This is a genomic window from Dongia sp., from assembly GCF_041906375.1.
Taxonomy (GTDB): Bacteria; Pseudomonadota; Alphaproteobacteria; order Dongiales; family Dongiaceae; genus Dongia.
On sequence record NZ_JAYRJJ010000003.1, the window covers coordinates 176,752 to 196,097 of the forward strand.

Genomic DNA, 19,346 nt, shown 5'->3' on the forward strand with positions numbered 1-19,346 from the left:
CGGGGAGGGTATGCCGACATGTCAGGGAAGTTCGACGCCATCTATCGCCAATCGATTGAGCATCCGGAGGTTTTCTGGGCGCATGCGGCGAGTGAACTTCACTGGTTCAAGACCTGGGACGATGTGATCGACGGCAGCAATCCGCCGGCAGCGCGCTGGTTCTCCGGCGCCGAATTCAACACGGCATTCAATTGTCTCGACCGGCATGTGGCCGCCGGCCACGGCGCGCAGAATGCCATCATCTATGACAGCCCCGTCACTGGCACCGTCCGGCACATCTCTTATAGTGAACTGCTGGACGAGGTCGCCCGCTTTGCCGGCGGCTTGGCCAAGCGGGGCGTCGTAAAGGGCGACCGTGTCATCATCTACATGCCGATGGTGCCCGAAGCCCTTGTGGCGATGCTGGCTTGCGCGCGCCTGGGCGCTATTCACTCCGTGGTCTTCGGTGGCTTCGCCGCCAAGGAACTGGCGACCCGCATCGACGATTGCCAGCCCAAGCTTATCGTGGGTGCTTCCTGCGGCATCGAGGTCAACCGCGTCGTCGCCTACAAGCCGATGATCGACGAAGCCATCAGCCTGTCGAAGCACAAACCGGCGCATTGCATCATTCTGCAACGTGACCGGGCCCGTGCCGAAATGGTGCCGGGCCGCGACCTCGACTGGAAGGATGTCATCGCAGCCGAGCCGCATGATTGCGTGCCGGTAGCAGCCACCGATCCGCTCTATATCCTCTACACGTCCGGAACGACCGGCGCGCCCAAGGGCGTCGTGCGCGACAATGGCGGCCATGCCGTGGCGCTCAACTGGTCGATGCGCAATATCTACAACATGGAGCGGGGCGAGGTCTTCTGGGCGGCCTCGGACGTGGGTTGGGTGGTGGGCCATTCCTATATCGTCTATGCGCCGCTGCTCTATGGATGCACCACGGTCCTCTTTGAAGGCAAGCCAGTGGGGACGCCTGATGCCGGCGCTTTCTGGCGTGTCATCGAACAGCATAAGGTTGCGACCCTCTTCACCGCACCGACCGCCTTCCGCGCCATCAAGCGCGATGACCCGGACGGGAAGTTGATCGGGAACTACGATATCAGCTCGCTACGCGCCTTGTTCCTGGCCGGCGAACGATCCGATCCGGCAACCTTGGAATGGGCGGAGGAGAAGCTCCGCGTGCCGGTGATCGATCATTGGTGGCAGACGGAAACCGGCTGGGCCATTGCCGCCAATTGCCTGGGCATCGAGCTTCTGCCCATCAAGCACGGTTCGCCGACCCGCGCGGTGCCGGGTTGGGACGTGCGCGTGCTGGGCGATGACGGGCATCCGGCCAAGCCCGGTGAGATCGGCAACATCGTCTGCAAGTTGCCCTTGCCGCCCTCCGCCTTCCCGACGCTGTGGAATGCGCCGGAGCGCTATCGCAAGAGCTATTTCGACCACTTCCCCGGCTATTACGAGACCTCGGATGCCGGCTTCATCGACGATGACGGCTATGTCTACATCATGGCCAGGACCGACGACATCATCAACGTCGCCGGCCACCGCCTGTCGACGGGCGGCATGGAGGAGGTGCTGGCCAGCCATCCGGACGTCGCCGAATGCGCCGTGATCGGTGTCTTCGACGAGGTGAAAGGGCAATTGCCGCTGGGCTTCCTGGTACTGAAATCCGGCATCACCAAGCCACATGAAAAGGTGGTGGCCGAGGCCGTCAAGCTGGTGCGCGACAAGATCGGCCCGGTGGCGGCCTTCAAGACCGCCACCGTGGTCAACCGCCTGCCCAAGACGCGCTCCGGCAAGATCCTGCGCGGTACCATGCAGAAGATCGCCGATGGCGAGGCCTATAACATGCCGGCCACGATCGACGATCCGGCCATCCTGGGCGAGATCGAAGGTGCCCTGAAAGAGGTCGGCTACGCGCATAAGTGAAGTTGATCGCGTAAAAAGTTAGTGTCAGGATATTTTTTCACTTTACAGTACGCTATTTGTTCCCCAAGGATTGCGCGTCATCGCGTGAGCCGAGGGGGGACAATTCATGGGTATCGACGATCTGTGGTGCAGCTGCCGGCTGCCGGGCTTGTGCCTGGCTCTGATCCTGGCGTCGACTGCCTGCACTGGTACTCATGTGGCGCCGGTGCCGCAGCGGGCGAGCGCTGCCGGTCAGGGCGAGGATCTGGCGCCCATCCAACTCGACCGCGTGGTCTTTAATCTGGAACGCGGGCAGTTGATTGGCTCGGCCCGCGGCGGTGGACCCTACACAGGCTGCACACAGAGGGTTGTCGGCGAGCAGATTTATTGGTCGCAAGGCAAGGTCAGCGTTCGCGATGAAGAATTGATGGACCTATTCTATCGGGAACTCCGCGACGCCAACTACAATGTGATAGGCGAGCCGGATGCGTTGTTTGCGAACTATGGCGACAGCCAGCGTGAACCGGAATTTCTGGTTGGCGGCCGGATCGATTCGATCAGCCTCGACATCTGCGATGAAGTGACTGCGTGGGACGCAATACGACTTGGTCAGCAAAGTGGGCTTGGCTCTGTGTCAGTCACCTGGCAGATATTCTCCCCACTTGAAGAAAAGGTGGTTCTGGAAACGAGGACCGAAGGCTCTGCCGAGATCAAGGAAGGAATTCCAGACGGGGACATCGCTCTTGTCTTGCGTGCCTTTGGCGCGGCGGCTCGCAATCTTGCCGGTGACCCGCGGTTTCACGATGCTTTGCTGCACAAGAACAGGAGCCAGCAGGTTGCGGCCAAGGCGGCGCCTCTCGGCGGATGGGGTGACGTGCCGGCGCAGCCGACGCTGGCCTTGCCGGCGACAACTCTCTTTTCGACTCCGATCGGCGCCAACATGTCCCGCATCCAGGCCTCGGTCGTGACCGTCACCACCGGCAGCGGACAGGGGTCCGGCTTCTTCGTCGCGCCGAACCTCGTGATGACCAATCACCACGTCGCACGCGATGCGGCTCGCTTGAAGCTGACCCTTGTCAACGGAACCGAAATCTATGCCACCACCTTGCGCAGCGACAGCAAGCGCGATGTGGCCTTGCTGCAGATCGAGAACGGTGTCTTCACGCCGCTGCCGCTGCGGCTTTCACCGGTTGCAATGACAGAAGAAGTCTATGCGGTAGGCTCGCCGCTCTACGAAAGCCTGGCCGGCACGGTGACGCGCGGTATCGTCAGTCAGCTGCAGCACAATGAGTTCGGGCAACCGCTGATCCAAGCCGATGCGACCATTCAGCCCGGCAGCAGCGGTGGCCCCTTGCTTGACGGTCAGGGCAACGTCATCGGCATCTCTCAGTCAGGTCTTACCGACGGCACCGATCATCTGGTCGGCATCAACTTCTTCATCCCCATCGGCGATGCCTTGCAGCGCATCGGCCTGCAGGTGCAATGACCCCTCCCACAGCCGATCTTGCAGCGGCTTTCAGCCGGCAGGATCGAACGTTGCAACATCTCTAGGGCGCATCAATCGCTCTAGTGCTATCATCGCGCTTGGTCGTCGCGAAAACCCGCAACTTGGCATCGATTTGTTGTGACGTGCGGAAGGTTCGATCGTGCAAGCATCGTCGAATTCCACTGCCCGGCTGTATTTGGTCCTACTGTTCATTGTCTCGGGCGGGCTGCCCGTTGCGCAAGCTGATGACGCCGCCCTGAAATACGGGTGCAATCGTCCAATACGCGTCGGTGTAGAGGAATTCGGCGCAATGTACCACGCGGGTGCTGGTGTCGACGCAGACCTCCTCCAGGAAATGTCGCGCCGGTCAGGTTGCCTTTTCGAGATCAAGAATCTGCTGCGTGTGGATCTGTGGCCGGCCATGACCTCCGGCGAGATCGACATGGCGACAAGTTCGATCTCGACCCATGAGCGCGCCAGGATCGCCCGCTTCGTGACCTTCTTGGGCTTCAAAAATATGATGGTGATGCCGACCAAGGAAGTCGGCACGACTTTTTCCCTGGCGGCATTGGTCGCCAAACCAAAGTGGCGCCTCGGTCTGGTGAAGGGTTTCCGCTATGGGAATTATTATGACTACAATTTGAAGATGCTTCTGGGTGACAATCGGATTGTTGAATTCGAGACGCATGAGCAACTCTTTGCAGCATTGCGCATGGGCAGTGTTGAGGCGATTCTGGCGCCCTCGGTGCACTTCTTCTTCTACCTTACGGCTGACGAACAGCAGCACTTCACGATGATCAACGCGTCACCGGCGCCGCCGACGCCCTCTGGCTTCGCATTCGCGCGGACGCAGTTCACGGCACCACAGGTCGACAATTGGCTGCGGCTGATCGAATCCATGCGCTTAGACAAGACGTTGCATCGCCTGGTCGAACGCCGCATCTCGAAGGCCGCCATGGCGACCCTGATCGAGTACTGAATCGGATAGACCGGGCAACATTTCGAATTTCCTGGGGAGATTGGCCGCATGTCCGCCATTCGTCAGCGCACCAGACCTAGCCTGGAAGTGCCGTTGCATCTGTTGGGCACCTTGGGCGTCACCACGCTGCTCGTCCTGGTCATCACTATTTTTGCCTGGCAGACCTATCGCGGTGCGCAAGACATCCTGCTGCAAACATCGACCGAAACGACGCGCTATATACGCGATACGCTGTCGGAAAAAGTCCAGCGCATCCTATCGCCGGCCCGCAACCAGATTACCTTGCTGGCGCACAGCGCCTTCTCGAGTGCTGATACGCTGGCGCAGCGCCTTGAACAATTGCCGCTGATCGTCGACGCCCTGACCGAAAACCCCATAACCGATGCACTCTATATCGGCTACCCGAACGGCGAGTTCATTCTCTTCCGGCCTTTGCGCAGCGATGGCGTCCGCAAGACTGTCAAGGCACCAGCAACGGCGTCGCTCCTGGTGCAGTCCATCAGCCAGGATGCCGTCGGTGCGATGATTGGGGAATATCGTTACTACGACGACCAAAGTCGACTGCTCGATGCGCGCTTCATGCCGAATTATACCTATGATCCGCGCACCCGGCCCTGGTATCAGACGGCTTCGAGGCAGCCCGGCACCGTGCTGACCGAACCCTATATCTTCTTTACGACCAAATCCGTCGGCGCCACTTTGGCAAGCCGGTCTGCCGACAGCGCCGTGGTGGTCGCATTGGACCTCACCCTGGAATCGATCGCTTCGGAACTCAAAAGCATCAGCATCACGCCGTCATCAGAACTTGCCCTGGTGGGGCCGAGCGGTCAGGTCGTCGCCTATCGTGACAGCGCCAAAATGACGGCGCTGCAGGCCGATGGGTCCTTGCGGCTGGTAACCGTGCCTGAACTGAAAGTGCCGATCCTGGAGCGCGCGGTGGAATTGCTTAAGAATGACCGACCGCGCGACGAGGCCGAGTTGAATGGCCGAAGATGGCAGATCTCCACCACGCGCATAACGATCGAAGGCAGCAATGCTGTCACCATGCTGATCGCCATCCCTGAAGATGAGCTTTTCGCGGGCGCCAGGGACATCGTCGAGGGTCAGGTTACCCTCGCTTTTCTTATTCTACTGGTCGCCATTCCTTTGGGTTGGCTCGGAACGCGCCTGCTGGTGAAGCCGCTCAATCGCCTGGCAAAGGAGACGACGGCGATTGCTGCCTTTGACTTCGAGAAAGACGTCAAGGTGAAAACCGTCATTTCGGAGGTGGGCGATCTCGGTCGCTCGCTCAGCCGCATGAAGGTGACGTTGCGGAAATTTCTGGCGATCGGGCATGCATTGGGGGCCGAGCGGGATCTGCGTCCGCTCCTTGACCTGGTTTTGCGCGAGACGATCGAACTGGTAGAGAGCGACGGCGGTGCCATCTATCTGCTGCATGAGGATTCGCACCGGCTGCACCCGGAAGTCATTCGCTGGCATGACGACAAGCTGCGCGGCCCGGAATTCCACGCCGCGCCGCTGTCGCTGACCGGTGTCGGTCTGGAGGGGGAGATAGACGCGTTGCTGCGCAATGGGCGGATCGGCCTCATCGAGCGACGCCTCGGTTATGACGAACTGGATGTTATGGGGCTCCGCGACCTGGTCGAGCGGGAGCAGCCCGCGCGCATGGCCCTGCTGGTGGTTCCGCTCTTCAATCGCAAGCAGGAAGTTATGGGTGCGCAGATCCTCATCAAGGCGCGACAAGCGGAAGACACCGCCTGGACTCTTGGCGATCGTTTGAAGGAGCTTATTCGCGCCGTCAGCGGCTCGGCCGGCATCGCTATCGAAAACAAGCAGTTGCTGCAGGCGCAGAAGGATCTGATGGATGCGTTGATCAAATTGATCGCCGGGGCCATCGACGCCAAATCCAGCTATACGGGCGGCCATTGTGCTCGCGTTCCGGCGCTGACCAAAATGCTGGCGGAGGCGGCCTGTGCGGAACAGACGGGGCCTTGGGCCGACTTTACGCTGTCGCCCGAGGAATGGGAGGCAGTCGAGATCGGCTCCTGGCTCCATGATTGCGGCAAGGTGACGACTCCCGAATATGTCGTCGACAAGGCGACCAAGTTGGAAACGATCTATGATCGTATCCACGAAATTCGCATGCGTTTTGAGGTACTGAAGCGCGACGCCGAGATTGCCTATTGGCGGGGCCGTCTGGAGGGGGGCGACGAAGGGAGGTTGAAGGCAGAGATGGACCAGGCCCAGCAGCAACTCGACGAAGAATTCGCCTTTGTCGCCAGCTGCAATGAGGGCGGAGAGTTCATGGAGCCGGTGAAGGTGGCGCGGATCAAGGAGATTGCCAGGCGCACCTGGCGGCGGACGCTCAGCAATCGCATCGGAATCTCCTACGAGGAGAAGAATCGAATGGACCGCACGCCGGAGCCGGCCTTGCCGGTGGAGGAGGCGCTCCTTGCCGACCGGGACGATCATGTCACGCCCCTGGAGTCGCGCGACATCATCGCGCCGGACAATCCGTGGGGTTTTCATCTCACGCTCCCCAAATACCGGATGAACCGCGGCGAGATCTACAATCTGTGCATTGGTCGCGGTACGCTCACGGAGGAAGAGCGCTATCGCATCAATGATCATATTTCGCAGACCATCATGATGCTGGAGAGTCTGCCCTTCCCGAAGCATCTGCGGGCCGTGCCGGAAATTGCCGGGGGGCATCACGAGAAGATGGATGGGAGCGGCTATCCGAAACGGTTGAAGCGTTCCGAGATGTCGCCGGTCGCCCGGATGATGGCGATCGCGGATGTGTTCGAAGCACTGACGGCTGCCGATCGGCCCTACAAGAAGGCCAAGAAATTGAGCGAAGCGATCAAGATCATGGCCTTCATGAAAAAGGACAATCATCTCGATCCGGAGCTGCTCGATCTCTTCCTGCGCCGAGGCGTTTGGAAGCGCTATGCCGAGCAGTTCCTGCAGCCCGAGCAGATCGACCAGCCGGATATCGATTTCGTGCTTGGCATGAGCCCGGCCGCCTGACGGCAACCAGATGTAAATGAAAACCGCCAGCCAGCTTGGCGCTGACTGGCGGTATTTCAACATGAAATCGGGCCGCGCTTAGCTGCGCGGCGCGTTCCGGTTGGCACCACGCGGACGATCGCTGCCGGGGCCGCGATGGACGGCGGGCTTGCGCTCGCCCTGTTCGGCGCGGGCGCGATAGTCGATGCGGCGATGCTCACCGTCGGGCCGTACCGGCTCACGGCGCGGCTCGCTGGCGCGGGCCGGCTCCGGGCGGCGGGCGTCGCTGCGATGGCCACCGGCCATGCGGCGTTCCGCTTCGAAACGGCTCTCACCGCCTTCGTCGCGACGCGGGCGATCGTGGTGGGGGCGATCGTCACGGCGCGATGGGCGCGCGTCGCGGGTCTCCGAGCGCGCTTCCGGCTGCCGGTTGTGGCTCCGATCGGCCCGGGCCTCGCCGCGCGGCTGCGCGGGGCGTTCACCGCGGGGTTGGCGGGCTTCCTGCTCGCGGAAATCGCCACCGCGGAAATCGGCATTCTTCTGCGGCGCGCGATCACGATCGCCGCGACCGGCCTGGCTGCGTTCGCCACGCTTCTGGCCGCCACGGTTGCGTTCGCCGCCACCATTGCCGCCACGACCGCCGCGACGCGGCTGCTGCATTTCACGGTCCTGGCGCAGGCTTTGCGCCCGGTGCAGGGAAATCTGTTCGCCACCGGCGCTGTCGGCGGCACCGACGGCCAGCGGATGATCGTCCACCACGGGAATCTTCATGCGCACCGTCTTTTCGATGTCGCGCAGCAGGCTGCGTTCCTCACCGTCACACAGGCTGATAGCAATACCGGTAGCACCAGCGCGCGCCGTGCGGCCGATGCGGTGGACATAGCTTTCCGGTTCCAGCGGCAAATCGTAATTGACGACATGGCTGATATTGTCGATGTCGATACCGCGCGCGGCGATATCGGTTGCCACCAGCACCTTGACGGACCCGTTGCGGAACGAGCCGAGGGCGGTCTGACGCGCACTCTGGCCTTTGTTGCCGTGGATGGCGGCGCTGCGGATGCCGTCACGCTCCAATTGCTCGGAGACCCGGTCGGCGCCACGCTTGGTACGCGTGAAGACGATGGAACGGGTGACGCCTTCACCATTCAGCAGTTCGGCGAGTAGCCGGCGCTTGTTGGCCTTGGGCACCATATAGACGATCTGGTCGATGCGCTCCGCGGTGGTCGATTGCGGGACGACTTCGACGCGCTTGGGCTTGGTCAGCAGGCTGTTGGCAAGATCGGCAACGTCATGCGGCATGGTGGCCGAGAACAGCAGCGTCTGGCGACGGGCCGGCAGCGACCCGACGATCTTGCGGATGTCGCGGATGAAGCCCATGTCGAGCATACGGTCGGCTTCGTCGAGGACGAAGAACTCGACCGAGGACAGGGTCACATGTCCCTGGTTCATCAGGTCAAGGAGGCGGCCCGGGGTCGCGACGACAAAGTCGATGCCGCGGCGCATGGTATTGACCTGGGGAACGGAACCGACGCCGCCGAAGATCACCGTCGAGCGTAGCGGCAGATGCCGACCATAGGTCTTGATGCTGTCATTGATCTGGACGGCGAGCTCGCGCGTCGGCGTCAGGATCAGGGCGCGCATCGACTTGGGCTGCGGCTGCTTGCGGTTCGCCATCATGCGCTGGAGCATCGGCAGCACGAACGCGGCGGTCTTGCCGGTGCCGGTCTGGGCGAGGCCCAGCAGATCATGGCCTTCGAGAAGAGCCGGGATCGATTGCGCCTGGATGGGAGTCGGCTTGGTGTAGCCGGATTCGGTCACCGCCTGCATCAGCGGCTCGACCAGATTGAGGGAAGCGAAATCCGCCAGAATCTGAGGGGCGGAAGTGGAGTGGGTATGCGTATTCAATGCCAGAATTCCTTTTCGGCAGTTCATTGTCATGCCGCAAGGAAGTCACGCGTGCGCCGATGGGCGCGCGGGCAAAGGCCAGCGGGCGAACCCAAGGCGCGCCGCTTGAGAATCTATGACGTGGGATATATCTCGGGACGGACGCCGGTAAAGCGGCCTTTAAGAAGGTGGCCAGTCCAGGCGTAAGCGCGCAGTCCGCGAGAAATGCAGGCGAGATATGAGGCCTAGGGCCCCTTATGTCAAGGTAATTGACATTTTACCCTGCCATGACGCCTCTGTGTCGTCCGCATGGCTGGCGATTTTATCTCGATCTTACCGTAGGTTACTCAGTCCGGTTTGATCTTATAAAGGGTCGCGGACCATTTCAGGAAGGATTGGAAATCGGCATAACCGATCTGATACTGGCCGCTGTTATCGCGGATTCGGCCACCAAATTCGAGATAGGGATTCTGGGTCGGCGGGTAGACCTTGGGATCATTGATGATCAGTTGCAGGTTATCCAGCCCACCATCGAAGCCGACGATCAGTACGGCACGCTTCTCGGCCTTGCTTTCACCTTCATTTGGGGCCGGCTCGATTTGAACCAGGATGGGACGCTCGAACTTGATCTCCTGGATGACGTCCTGCGGCGGGATGGTCTTGGCTTCCTCCCAGCGCATGGCCACGGGAATTTCACCGAAGGTCTCAAGGGCAAATTGCGAATAGCCTTTGACCACGCGGCTCACGGCGGAAAATTCGCTTTCTTCCTGGGCTTTGTAGCAATTCTGCGTGCCGGTTAGAAAGAAGGCCAGGCTGCATTGCATGTCGCCGGGGCCGGTATTGGGCACGTCGTAATAGACCATGATCATCTCGGCAATGCCGGCCCAGGCCTGGCCGGGAGCTGTCTCGGGAGCGGGTGGAATATCGAGCAGCGTCTCGGCCTGCGATGGCGTTGCCCAGGCGATGGCCATAATCGCGGCTGCTGCCAGCCCGGACCGGCGCAATCCCTTGCTCCATGACCAATTCTGCCGCTGCGCCATCCGAAATCTCCCAAGATTGCTTCTTTTGTCCCCGTGACCGGCATTCTTGACGGGTTGGGCGCGGCAGGGCAAGCCGCAACCGGATAAACCCAGGGTGAACAAATGTCGGTCGCCAAAGCCTCGAAGGTGGCGAAAAGTTCCCCGGAGCCGGCGATATGTAGGTTTCCTGGTACGTCAGTTGACAAGAATGGCGCCTCTGGCGCATTCCATGGGCGCCTTTCAATTGGAGCTGCCTCACCATGAAACTCGACAAGGTTCTGAAGTCGCTTGGCCTAGATGCCAAGGCGCTGAAAAAGGGCGATCTCATCGTCCGTTCGCCCATCACCGGCGGTGAAGTCGCCAGGCTCGTCTGCGACGACGCCAAGGGTGCCGCCAAGAAGATCGCCAAGGCCCAGGCCGCCTTCCTCGCCTGGCGTCAGGTGCCGGCGCCCAAGCGTGGCGAACTCGTGCGCCTGCTCGGCGAAGAATTGCGCGCCCACAAGGCGGCGCTCGGCGAACTGGTCTCGATCGAGGCCGGCAAGATCGTCACTGAAGGCCTCGGCGAAGTGCAGGAAATGATCGACATCTGCGATTTTGCGGTCGGTCTGTCGCGCCAGCTCTACGGTCTCACGATCGCGTCGGAACGTCCGGGCCACCGCATGGCGGAAACCTGGCATCCGCTCGGCGTCGTCGGCGTCATCACGGCCTTCAACTTCCCCGTAGCGGTCTGGTCGTGGAACACGGCGCTGGCGCTGGTTGCCGGGAATTCGGTGGTGTGGAAGCCCAGCGAAAAGACGCCGCTGGTGGCACTGGCCTCGGCCAAGATCTTCGCCAAGGCCGCCAGCCGCTTTGCCAAGGAAACCGGCACCGCTATTCCGGACGGCCTGATGGAAGTGCTGATCGGCGCCCGTGAAGTGGGCGAAGTCATGGTCGACGATCCGCGCGTGGCGCTCGTCTCCGCCACCGGTTCGACCCGCATGGGCCGCGAAGTTGCGCCGCGCGTTGCCAAGCGCTTCGGTCGCTCGCTGCTGGAACTGGGCGGTAACAATGCCATGATCGTCTGCCCCTCGGCCGATCTGAAGCTTGCCGAACGCGCGATCCTGTTCAGCGCTGTGGGTACCGCCGGCCAGCGTTGCACGTCCTTGCGCCGCCTCATCGTTCATGAGGACGTCTATGGAAAGCTGCTGCCGCGCCTCAAGAAGCTCTACGGACAGGTCCCGGTCGGCAATCCGCTGGATGCCAAGACGCTGATCGGTCCGCTGATCGACGTTGCGGCTTTCGAAGCGATGCAGAACGCCCTGAAGCAGGCCAAAGCCGAAGGTGGCAAGGTGACCGGTGGCGAGCGCGTCAGCGTTGCCGGCTGCGCCAACGGGTATTACGTGCGGCCTGCCGTGGTCGAACTGCCCAAGCAGAGCGCCGTCATGATGCACGAGACCTTCGCGCCGATCCTCTATGTCGTGAAGTACAGCAACTTTGCCGATGCGATCCACCTGCAGAACGATGTGCCGCAGGGGCTCTCCTCCTGCATCTTCACGCGCGACGTGCGTGAGGCGGAGCTCTTCACCTCCGATGTCGGTTCCGATTGCGGCATCGCCAACGTCAATATCGGCCCGTCAGGGGCTGAAATCGGCGGTGCCTTCGGTGGCGAAAAGGAGACGGGCGGTGGCCGCGAAAGCGGTTCGGATGCGTGGAAGGCTTATATGCGCCGCGCCACCAACACCGTGAACTACTCCGACCAGTTGCCGCTCGCTCAGGGCGTCAAGTTCGACGTCGGCTGAGGTCATAGACTATCTGAAGCGAAGCGGGGTGCAGGCAACTGCACCCCGTTTTCGTATCTACCCCGCCACCACCCAGATCCGCTCCAGGCGGCGGTGACAAGCGGTGACCAATCCGACGGCTCCGCTCGCCAATGCGAGGAACAGGAACAGGCCCGTAGGGCCCCAAGCTTCCATCGCGAAGCCGGCACCGAGTGGCCCCAAGGCGGCGCCGATACCGTTGACGAAGAGCAGGGCGCCCGTCGTCGCCAAAGTGCAACCACCATGAGCGCGGTCATTGGCAAGAGCCGCGCCGATGCCATAGATCGGCGCCATGATGGCGGTGAGCAGCCCCAGGAAAGTCACCAGCATCGGCAGGCCGCTGCTGCCGAAGAGCGCCATCCCGCAGCACAGCGCCAACCCCAGGAAGACGATACCCTTGGCGACCGAGAGGCGCTCGCGCACGCGGTCGGATAGATGCCCGATCGGAAACTGACCGGCGATGCCGGCAATGGCGGCGACCGTCAGCAGCAAGGATAGATCGCCATTGCCGAGGCCGGTCTCCACCGCATAGCTCGGCAGCAGACCATGCAGGCCGCCATTGATGATGCCGGAGCCGAAGCAGATGGCGAGTGCTACCGGCGGGACGGCTCGGAAGTGGCGCAACGTCAGGCTGCCATGCATGGGCACCGGCAGTTCCGCGCGGCGCGACATCAGCACGGGCAAAGTGGTGACGGCGATGACGCCGCCGGCGATGATGAAACTCACGACGCCACCGCTTCCTTCCGCCAGCACCGCCACCGGTGAGGCACCGGCCGTGAGCCACGACGCCGTCATATAGACGCTATAGAGACGGCCGCGATTGCCGCGGGACGCCAGAATGTTGAGCAGGCTTTCGGCGATCGTATAGATGCCGGCCATGGCAAAGCCGCACAGCGCCGAAAGCAGCAGCCAGAACAGCACGTCGAACAGCACGGCATGTGCAATGAGGCTGGCGGCCGCGAGAACGGCCAGCAGCGCGATGGTCCAGCGTGCGCCGAATTGCAGGATGAGATGCCGGCAGACCTGTGTGCCGCCCAGATAGCCGACCGAGTAGGCCGAAGCGACGATGCCGATCATGGCTGTGGAGACACCGCCGGCTTCCAGCCGCAGCGAGATCAGTGGCGAAACCAAGGCAAGGGCGGTCTCGAATCCGGCCACGGCAATGAGGGCCGGCATGAAGAGGAAGAGGGGGGTACGCATGGCGGTAACTCCGGTCGCAAAGCGGACGACAGCAAGGGGAGAAGCGGGCGCGCGCGCTTAGGCGCGGTCCGTTCTGGAACGTCATCAAGCTCAAAGCATGGTGGGCAGGAAGAGCTCTAGCGTTCGATGTCGCCGCGTTCGAGCGGTCCGCTCGGGGGCAGATCCGGCAAGCAGACAAGCGCATGCCGTCCGAGCCAAAGCCCGGGCTTGCGTAATGCGTTATGTACCTGCGGATGGTGCATTGGAGTTCCTTGTGAGGCGGGCAGTCTAGCGATGACTTATAAATAAGTCAATAATTGCAATTATATGAAACGCATTTCCTGAACGACTATTCATTTTTGATAGCCTGGAATTTCGGCTAGAAGCAAGGTTCTAGCAGTATATTCTTATTTTGTTCTTTACAAGAAGCGTATTTTATGTTACGTGTAAAGCATATTTCTTGCGGAGATATGCATGGCCCCCGTTAATCCTCGACCCAGATCCTACGCTGAGCATCCCAGTGGCCCGCTCGCGCCAAAGCCTGCCAATGACAATGTTCTCGGCCATTGGGAGAACGGCGTCTTCCGCTTTGCCTCTCCTGAGGCAAAAGAGAAATGGCGGCGGAAATCCTATGAACAGGGTGTGGGCGAAGAGACCTAGCACCACGGCAAGGCAATCGATTCCAAGAGCGCCGCCATTGTCCAGGCCGGCCTCGGTGGCGCCAATCCCGGTCTCTATCAAGCGCCGGACGGCACCTACCGCCTGATGAATGCAAAGACGATTGAGAGCCAAGAGGCCCGCGACCATCGCAACAAATATCTCACCGGCAAAACGATCGATCAGATCGCCGCGGCCAATGCGATGCCGGGCGCGGATGAGTGGGCGGCGAAGGGCAGGGTTGCGCAGGGTGCAGCAAATGACAATGCCGCCGGTGCAGCAACCGCAACGGCAGCTCAACCGCTGGATAACTCAGCCGCAGAAGACAAGAAGCCGCCTTCGGTAAAGCCACCGGCGCAGACCCATCAAGGCGCCGGCCAAATGATGGCTGGCCGATTTGGCCCGATGAAGTCTGCACTGGAAAGCGCCGACAAACAGAGCGCCGATGACATCGGGCGCATCGCGGTCAACTCAATACTCGGTAACTATGGTGACGAGATCCGGGCCGGCGCGAGTGCCGCAGCGTCGTGGTGGGACGGAAAGTCTTTTGGCGAAGCTTACGACAGCAACCTACAGGCCGAAAGGGAGGCGACTTCCGCGGCACAGGAACGCCAGGGGCTGACGGGCACCGGCGTCGAACTCATCACCAGCTTCATTCCGATCGTGGGCGATGCTTCTGGCGCGTTGGCAGATTTTAAGGATTGGAAAGAACACGGCGATGAGTGGGGATGGAAGGACTATGGCCTCGTCGCCCTTGGCCTCATACCGGAGATGCCAAATCGGAAGGCTGTCAAAGGTGCGGAGAAAATCGGCGAGGAGTTGCTTGAGACGGCTGGCAAGAAGGCCAACGAGATCACGGATCTCGGTAAGAAGAGCGCCAATGCCGAGCAAGCTGCAAAGAGTGGATCGATCGACCATGCTGCCAACCTCGAGGTCGCAAAAGGGAATGTACTTTCTCAAAAGGAAGCTAGGCACCTTGAAACTGAGAACCGTGGACTGATTTATGTTCAGGGAAGTCTTCAAGGTTCAGACCGTGCCCGTGCGCACCAATCGGGTGGAGTTGGTGCTTTCAGTGATATAGAATCTAAAAAATTTGCGGATCCCGCACTTCGATTTGATAACCCAAATCCACGAGGTCTCAACTTCATCCGGTTCGACAGCGCCTTCGCAGCCGCGGACAACAGTCATACAGTGCTTGTAGACAGCAAGACAAAGCTCGCCATCTGGAGCCGAGAGACACAGAAAAAGACAATCAACACACTCGAGCGGGCCAAACACGCCGTTATTCAGAATCCTGGACACAAGGTCATGTATGAGTTTGACAGTGAAACAGCCGCCGAAGAGGCGCTCACTTTCATACGTAAGCACGGCTATTCGCAGTATATCGAAGTTGGGGTCAGAAAACCATGAAGCGCACAGTTCTTGATTTCTATATGCACCATCGCGCACGTCATGAAGAGTCTATCGAAGAGCGACACGTCGCGTTCACTCGCAATATGCTCAAACTCTCAAAGCCGCTTGGATGGGAAGGTCTCCCAATACCTCCAGTCCCTGATTGTGGAGACGAGCTGGGGGCGAGCTTCGACATAGCCTATGGTATGTCCGGATTGGAGCTTCAAGGTCGGTATGTTTACCGAGGTGAAACTTACAAGTATCAAGATGAAGCTACTTACGATGACAAGGTGTGGATTACCTTTCCTACACATAGTCAAGATCTAGATTATCGAGAAATGCTGCACCTTCATCTTGTCAACGCTGTGACGGCCTTTGGCGGCTATGCCGGTCACGGGTATTACGGTACTTATGTCGTTAAATATGAAGGTAGACATGCTGCCGAAATTCGGGCTCTGCACGGTCGCCCCGGTGTTGACGTCAACGGCCGCAATAACATCTTCACGCTCAATGTCGTGCAATACTGGGACGCTGAACTCTGCCAGCGCGCGCTTGGCTATGGCCGCGATGAAGTGATCAAGCGCCTCACCGGCAAGGTACCTCTGGTGAGGCCGCTGATGGACGGGGTCTATGTCGTCTTCAACGACAATCCCGACCTCACCTTCGAGGAGTTCTGCGCTTACAATGACCGGCTGAAGCCGGTCTTGGGGTTGGCATGAGATCGGTCGGTGCGATTACGAAACCCTCGTGGTGGCCGCGGCCGCGCGCAATTTGGAAGTGACGGAACATGAAACGCTGGATCCTCATCTACTCGTTCTCCTGCGCGGCCCTCATCGGTCTCGTCTGCTTTGCACTGTGGGCGTTCAATGACTTCAAGGGGCTGGACATCAGCTGGCGCGGCATGGCGGCGCTGATCGTGGGTTGTGTGCTGGTCTCGGCGCTCAGCATCGGGCTGATGGCGGCGGTGTTCTGGAGCAATCGGGGTGGGCATGATGCCAGTGCGCATCGCGCCGGGCCTGAGCAGGAATGAGGCGGAGCCTGCTCCTCTCTTCTATTTTACGATCGTAAAATAACACTTTCCCCCAGCGCCGCCAGGCGCTATAGGTTGGCAAATGATGGCGGCCCTCCGGTCGCCCGCTTTGCCATTCCGCCACGGGGATTATCTATGCCATTCGATTTCCAGCCGACCGACGAGCAGCGCATGCTGGTTGAAACGACGCGCGCCTTCGTCGAGAACGAGCTCTATCCGGTCGAACGCGAGGTCGACAAGCTGGGCTATGTGCCCAAGGACATCGGCCATGCGATCAAGGAAAAAGCGAAAGCGCTCGGCCTCTATTCCGCCAACATGCCGGAATCCGTGGGTGGCGGCGGACTAGACGTCATGTCGCAGATGCTGTTCGAGCGCGAACTCGGCAAGGCCAATTGGGCCGTGCAGAAATTCGTCGGGCGCCCGTCCTATATCCTGATGGCGTGCAAGGACGAGCAGATCGAGAAATATCTGCTGCCCACCGTGCGCGGCGAGAAGTCGGAAGTCTTTGCGCTCACCGAGCCAGGCGCTGGCTCGGATGCCATGTCGATCACGACGCGGGCCGAGGCCGATGGCGACGACTACATCATCAAGGGCGGCAAGCATTTCATCACCGGCGTGTGGGAGCCGGATTTTGCCATCGTCTTCACGGTGACTGGTGTCGATGAAACGAAGCGGGGCCCCAGGAAGCGCATTACCGCGTTCCTGGTCGATCGCGACACGCCGGGATTCACCATTCGCCGCGGGCCGCGCTGCGTTTCCTACCGGGCCTATGACAATTGGGAGCTCTTCTTCGACAATGTTCGCTTGAACAAGCGGCAGATTCTGGGCGAGGAAGGCAAGGGCTTTACCGTTGCCAGCGAATGGCTGCTGGGCGGGCGGGTCTTTATCGCCGCCAATTGCTGCGGCAAGGCGGAACGTGCCATGGAACTGGCGCTCGACTGGGCCGCGACCCGGAAGCAGTTCGGCCAGACCATCGGCAAGTTCCAGGGCGTCTCGTTCAAGCTCGCCGATATGCGGACTGAGATCGCCGCCGCGGACGCGCTGACAGCCTATATCTGCTGGAAGCTGCAGAACGGCACCATGACCGATGGCGATGCCGGCATGGCGAAGCTGTTCGCGACCGAGATGCTCGGCCGCGTCACCGACCAGGCCATCCAGATCTTCGGCGGCATGGGGCTGATGGAAGAGCTGCCGCTGGAGATGATGTGGCGCGATGCGCGCGTGGAGCGCATCTGGGAAGGTACGTCCGAAATCCAACGCCATATCATCTCGCGCGAAATGCTGCGGGCGAAGGAACAGTAACGCCATGTTCCAAGCGGACCTCCTCAAGGGCAAGCGCGTGCTGGTTACCGGCGGCGGGACCGGCCTTGGCCTTGCCATGGGGCGGCGTTTTCTGGAACTGGGCGCGAAGCTCGCCATCTGCGGCCGGCGCGAGGACGTGCTGCAGGAGGCTGCCGCCAAGCTCACCGCCGAGACGGGCGGCGAGGTGGCTGTCCATCGCTGCGACATTCGCGAAGCAACGCAAGTCGAGGCGATGGTGGCTGCATTGTGGGAAAGCGGCGGCATCGACATTCTGGTCAACAATGCCGCCGGCAATTTCATCGCCCGCACGGAAGAACTGAGCCCGCGCGCCGTCGACGCGGTGCTGGGCATCGTGCTGCATGGCAGCGCCTATGTCACGCTTGCCTGCGGCAAGCGCTGGCTGGCGGAGGGGCGCAAAGCCAACGTGCTGTCCATCGTCACCACCTATGCCTGGACCGGTTCGGCCTATGTTGTGCCATCGGCCATGGCGAAGGCAGGTGTGCTGGCGCTGACACGGAGCCTCGCGGTGGAATGGGGCGGGCGCGGTATTCGCCTCAATGCCATCGCGCCGGGACCGTTTCCGACGCCAGGTGCCTGGGAGCGTCTGGTGCCGAATGCCGAGCTTGCCAAGACCTTCGAGACGCGCAATCCGCTGCACCGGGCGGGCGAGCATATAGAGCTTGCCAATCTCGCCGCCTTTCTGGTGTCCGACTTTGCCGGCTACATCAATGGCGAGGTCGTGACCATTGATGGCGGCGAATGGCTGCAGGGTGCCGGCCAGTTCAATTTTCTCTCCGCCATGTCGGACGCCGACTGGCTGGCGATGAAGCCGAAGAAATAGGCTTTAAGGAATCAGCGTGGCGCGCAGAGCCTGCAAGGCGGCGTGGATGCCGTCATCCTGCACGCGCGGAATCAGTTTGCTGAGATAGGAATCGAGATCGGCCGGCGCCGGAGACGAACTGTCATGGCGCTCTATCCCGAGCCGCCAGAAGATGAAGTCGAGCAATGGCAATCTCTCGGCGAGCATGACCGACGCCAAGGGCTGCAAGGCAAGCGCCAGCTCCTGCGGATCAAGCTCGCCGGCATAGCGAGGGTCGGATTCTTCGGCATAGCAGACCGGCGAACTGCCGCGGGTTCCGGCCACCAGCGTGGCCGAACGATCCGTCACGATGCGGCCCATCGGGATGTCATGCGGCTGCGGATTGATGCTGGGCAATTGGAAGAGGGCGAAACCGATGCCGATCACTTCGGCCGGCCGCTTGCGCGCGGCCAGGGTGCGGTCGAAGAAGCCACCGCCATAACCTAGGCGATAGAGCGCCGCATCGAAACCGACCAGTGGGGCGATGATGGTTTGCGGTGTTACTTCAAGATCCGTTGCCGGAATAGGAATGTCCCAGATGCCGCGCGCCATCGCACAGCCCGGCGTCCAGGGGCGGAAGGTCAAGGGTTCGCCGATCTTGGTGCCGACGGGGAGCGCGATCTCGACACCCTCGGCAGCCAAAGCGCGCATCAAGGGACGAAGATCCGGTTCGCCGCGGAAGGGCCAATAGAAACTGATCGGGCCTTCGGCCTCCTGCAGCAAGGGATGCAGCCGCTCCATGAGAGCTGCCGTCATGCCCTGGCGCAGGGTCGGCGGCAGCGCCGTGGGCGCGGCGAGGATCTTGCCGCGCGCTTCTTTGCGCCATGGCTTTATCTGGTCCCAGGTCATGGCGGATGGCGT

General features: G+C 61.1%; 14 protein-coding genes. 10 read left to right on the forward strand and 4 right to left on the reverse strand.

The window, feature by feature from the left end; all coding sequences use genetic code 11:
- The first annotated feature begins 18 nt into the window (after positions 1 to 18).
- From ACE3OA_RS12320 to ACE3OA_RS12335, 4 genes are all read left to right on the forward strand, one after another.
- Positions 19 to 1,914, forward strand: coding sequence for a propionyl-CoA synthetase (locus ACE3OA_RS12320; protein WP_374311079.1), 1,896 nt, complete (start codon positions 19 to 21; stop codon positions 1,912 to 1,914).
- Between the two features lie 106 nt (positions 1,915 to 2,020).
- Positions 2,021 to 3,379, forward strand: a complete 1,359-nt coding sequence (locus tag ACE3OA_RS12325) for a S1C family serine protease (RefSeq protein ID WP_374311080.1) — start codon at positions 2,021 to 2,023, stop codon at positions 3,377 to 3,379.
- 310 nt (positions 3,380 to 3,689) lie between these two features.
- Entirely contained in the window at positions 3,690 to 4,358 is a 669-nt protein-coding gene (locus tag ACE3OA_RS12330) for a substrate-binding periplasmic protein (RefSeq protein ID WP_374311081.1), read from the forward strand.
- A gap of 48 nt (positions 4,359 to 4,406) precedes the next feature.
- Entirely contained in the window at positions 4,407 to 7,388 is a 2,982-nt protein-coding gene (locus ACE3OA_RS12335; RefSeq protein ID WP_374311082.1) for an HD domain-containing phosphohydrolase, read from the forward strand.
- Positions 7,389 to 7,466: 78 nt separating this feature from the next.
- Here ACE3OA_RS12335 and ACE3OA_RS12340 read toward each other — a convergent pair whose 3' ends face one another.
- Complete coding sequence (locus ACE3OA_RS12340) at positions 7,467 to 9,272, reverse strand: DEAD/DEAH box helicase (protein ID WP_374311083.1); 1,806 nt, start codon at positions 9,270 to 9,272, stop codon at positions 7,467 to 7,469.
- A 326-nt stretch (positions 9,273 to 9,598) separates the two neighbouring features.
- Complete coding sequence (locus tag ACE3OA_RS12345) at positions 9,599 to 10,291, reverse strand: hypothetical protein (RefSeq protein WP_374311084.1); 693 nt, start codon at positions 10,289 to 10,291, stop codon at positions 9,599 to 9,601.
- 239 nt (positions 10,292 to 10,530) lie between these two features.
- Here ACE3OA_RS12345 and ACE3OA_RS12350 point away from each other — a divergent pair, with 239 nt between their 5' ends.
- Positions 10,531 to 12,048, forward strand: a complete 1,518-nt coding sequence (locus tag ACE3OA_RS12350; protein WP_374311085.1) for an aldehyde dehydrogenase family protein — start codon at positions 10,531 to 10,533, stop codon at positions 12,046 to 12,048.
- 57 nt (positions 12,049 to 12,105) lie between these two features.
- Here ACE3OA_RS12350 and ACE3OA_RS12355 read toward each other — a convergent pair whose 3' ends face one another.
- Complete coding sequence (locus ACE3OA_RS12355; protein ID WP_374311086.1) at positions 12,106 to 13,266, reverse strand: MFS transporter; 1,161 nt, start codon at positions 13,264 to 13,266, stop codon at positions 12,106 to 12,108.
- A 744-nt stretch (positions 13,267 to 14,010) separates the two neighbouring features.
- Between ACE3OA_RS12355 and ACE3OA_RS12360 the strand changes: the two genes are divergently transcribed.
- The 5 genes from ACE3OA_RS12360 (at position 14,011) to ACE3OA_RS12380 (ending at position 18,467) form a co-directional block, all read left to right on the forward strand.
- The gene (locus tag ACE3OA_RS12360; RefSeq protein WP_374311087.1) at positions 14,011 to 15,312 is read left to right on the forward strand and encodes a hypothetical protein; all 1,302 of its coding nucleotides are present in this window, start codon (positions 14,011 to 14,013) and stop codon (positions 15,310 to 15,312) included.
- A 320-nt stretch (positions 15,313 to 15,632) separates the two neighbouring features.
- Positions 15,633 to 16,013, forward strand: a complete 381-nt coding sequence (locus tag ACE3OA_RS12365) for a hypothetical protein (RefSeq protein ID WP_374311088.1) — start codon at positions 15,633 to 15,635, stop codon at positions 16,011 to 16,013.
- 68 nt (positions 16,014 to 16,081) lie between these two features.
- Positions 16,082 to 16,324, forward strand: a complete 243-nt coding sequence (locus ACE3OA_RS12370; protein WP_374311089.1) for a hypothetical protein — start codon at positions 16,082 to 16,084, stop codon at positions 16,322 to 16,324.
- A gap of 135 nt (positions 16,325 to 16,459) precedes the next feature.
- Complete coding sequence (locus ACE3OA_RS12375; protein WP_374311090.1) at positions 16,460 to 17,626, forward strand: acyl-CoA dehydrogenase family protein; 1,167 nt, start codon at positions 16,460 to 16,462, stop codon at positions 17,624 to 17,626.
- 4 nt (positions 17,627 to 17,630) lie between these two features.
- Complete coding sequence (locus ACE3OA_RS12380; RefSeq protein ID WP_374311091.1) at positions 17,631 to 18,467, forward strand: SDR family oxidoreductase; 837 nt, start codon at positions 17,631 to 17,633, stop codon at positions 18,465 to 18,467.
- A 3-nt stretch (positions 18,468 to 18,470) separates the two neighbouring features.
- On the opposite strand, the gene ACE3OA_RS12385 is transcribed toward ACE3OA_RS12380, so the two are convergent.
- Positions 18,471 to 19,334: a 5-formyltetrahydrofolate cyclo-ligase gene (locus ACE3OA_RS12385; protein ID WP_374311092.1), complete on the reverse strand. Its 864-nt coding sequence runs from the start codon at positions 19,332 to 19,334 to the stop codon at positions 18,471 to 18,473.
- Positions 19,335 to 19,346: the final 12 nt, after the last annotated feature.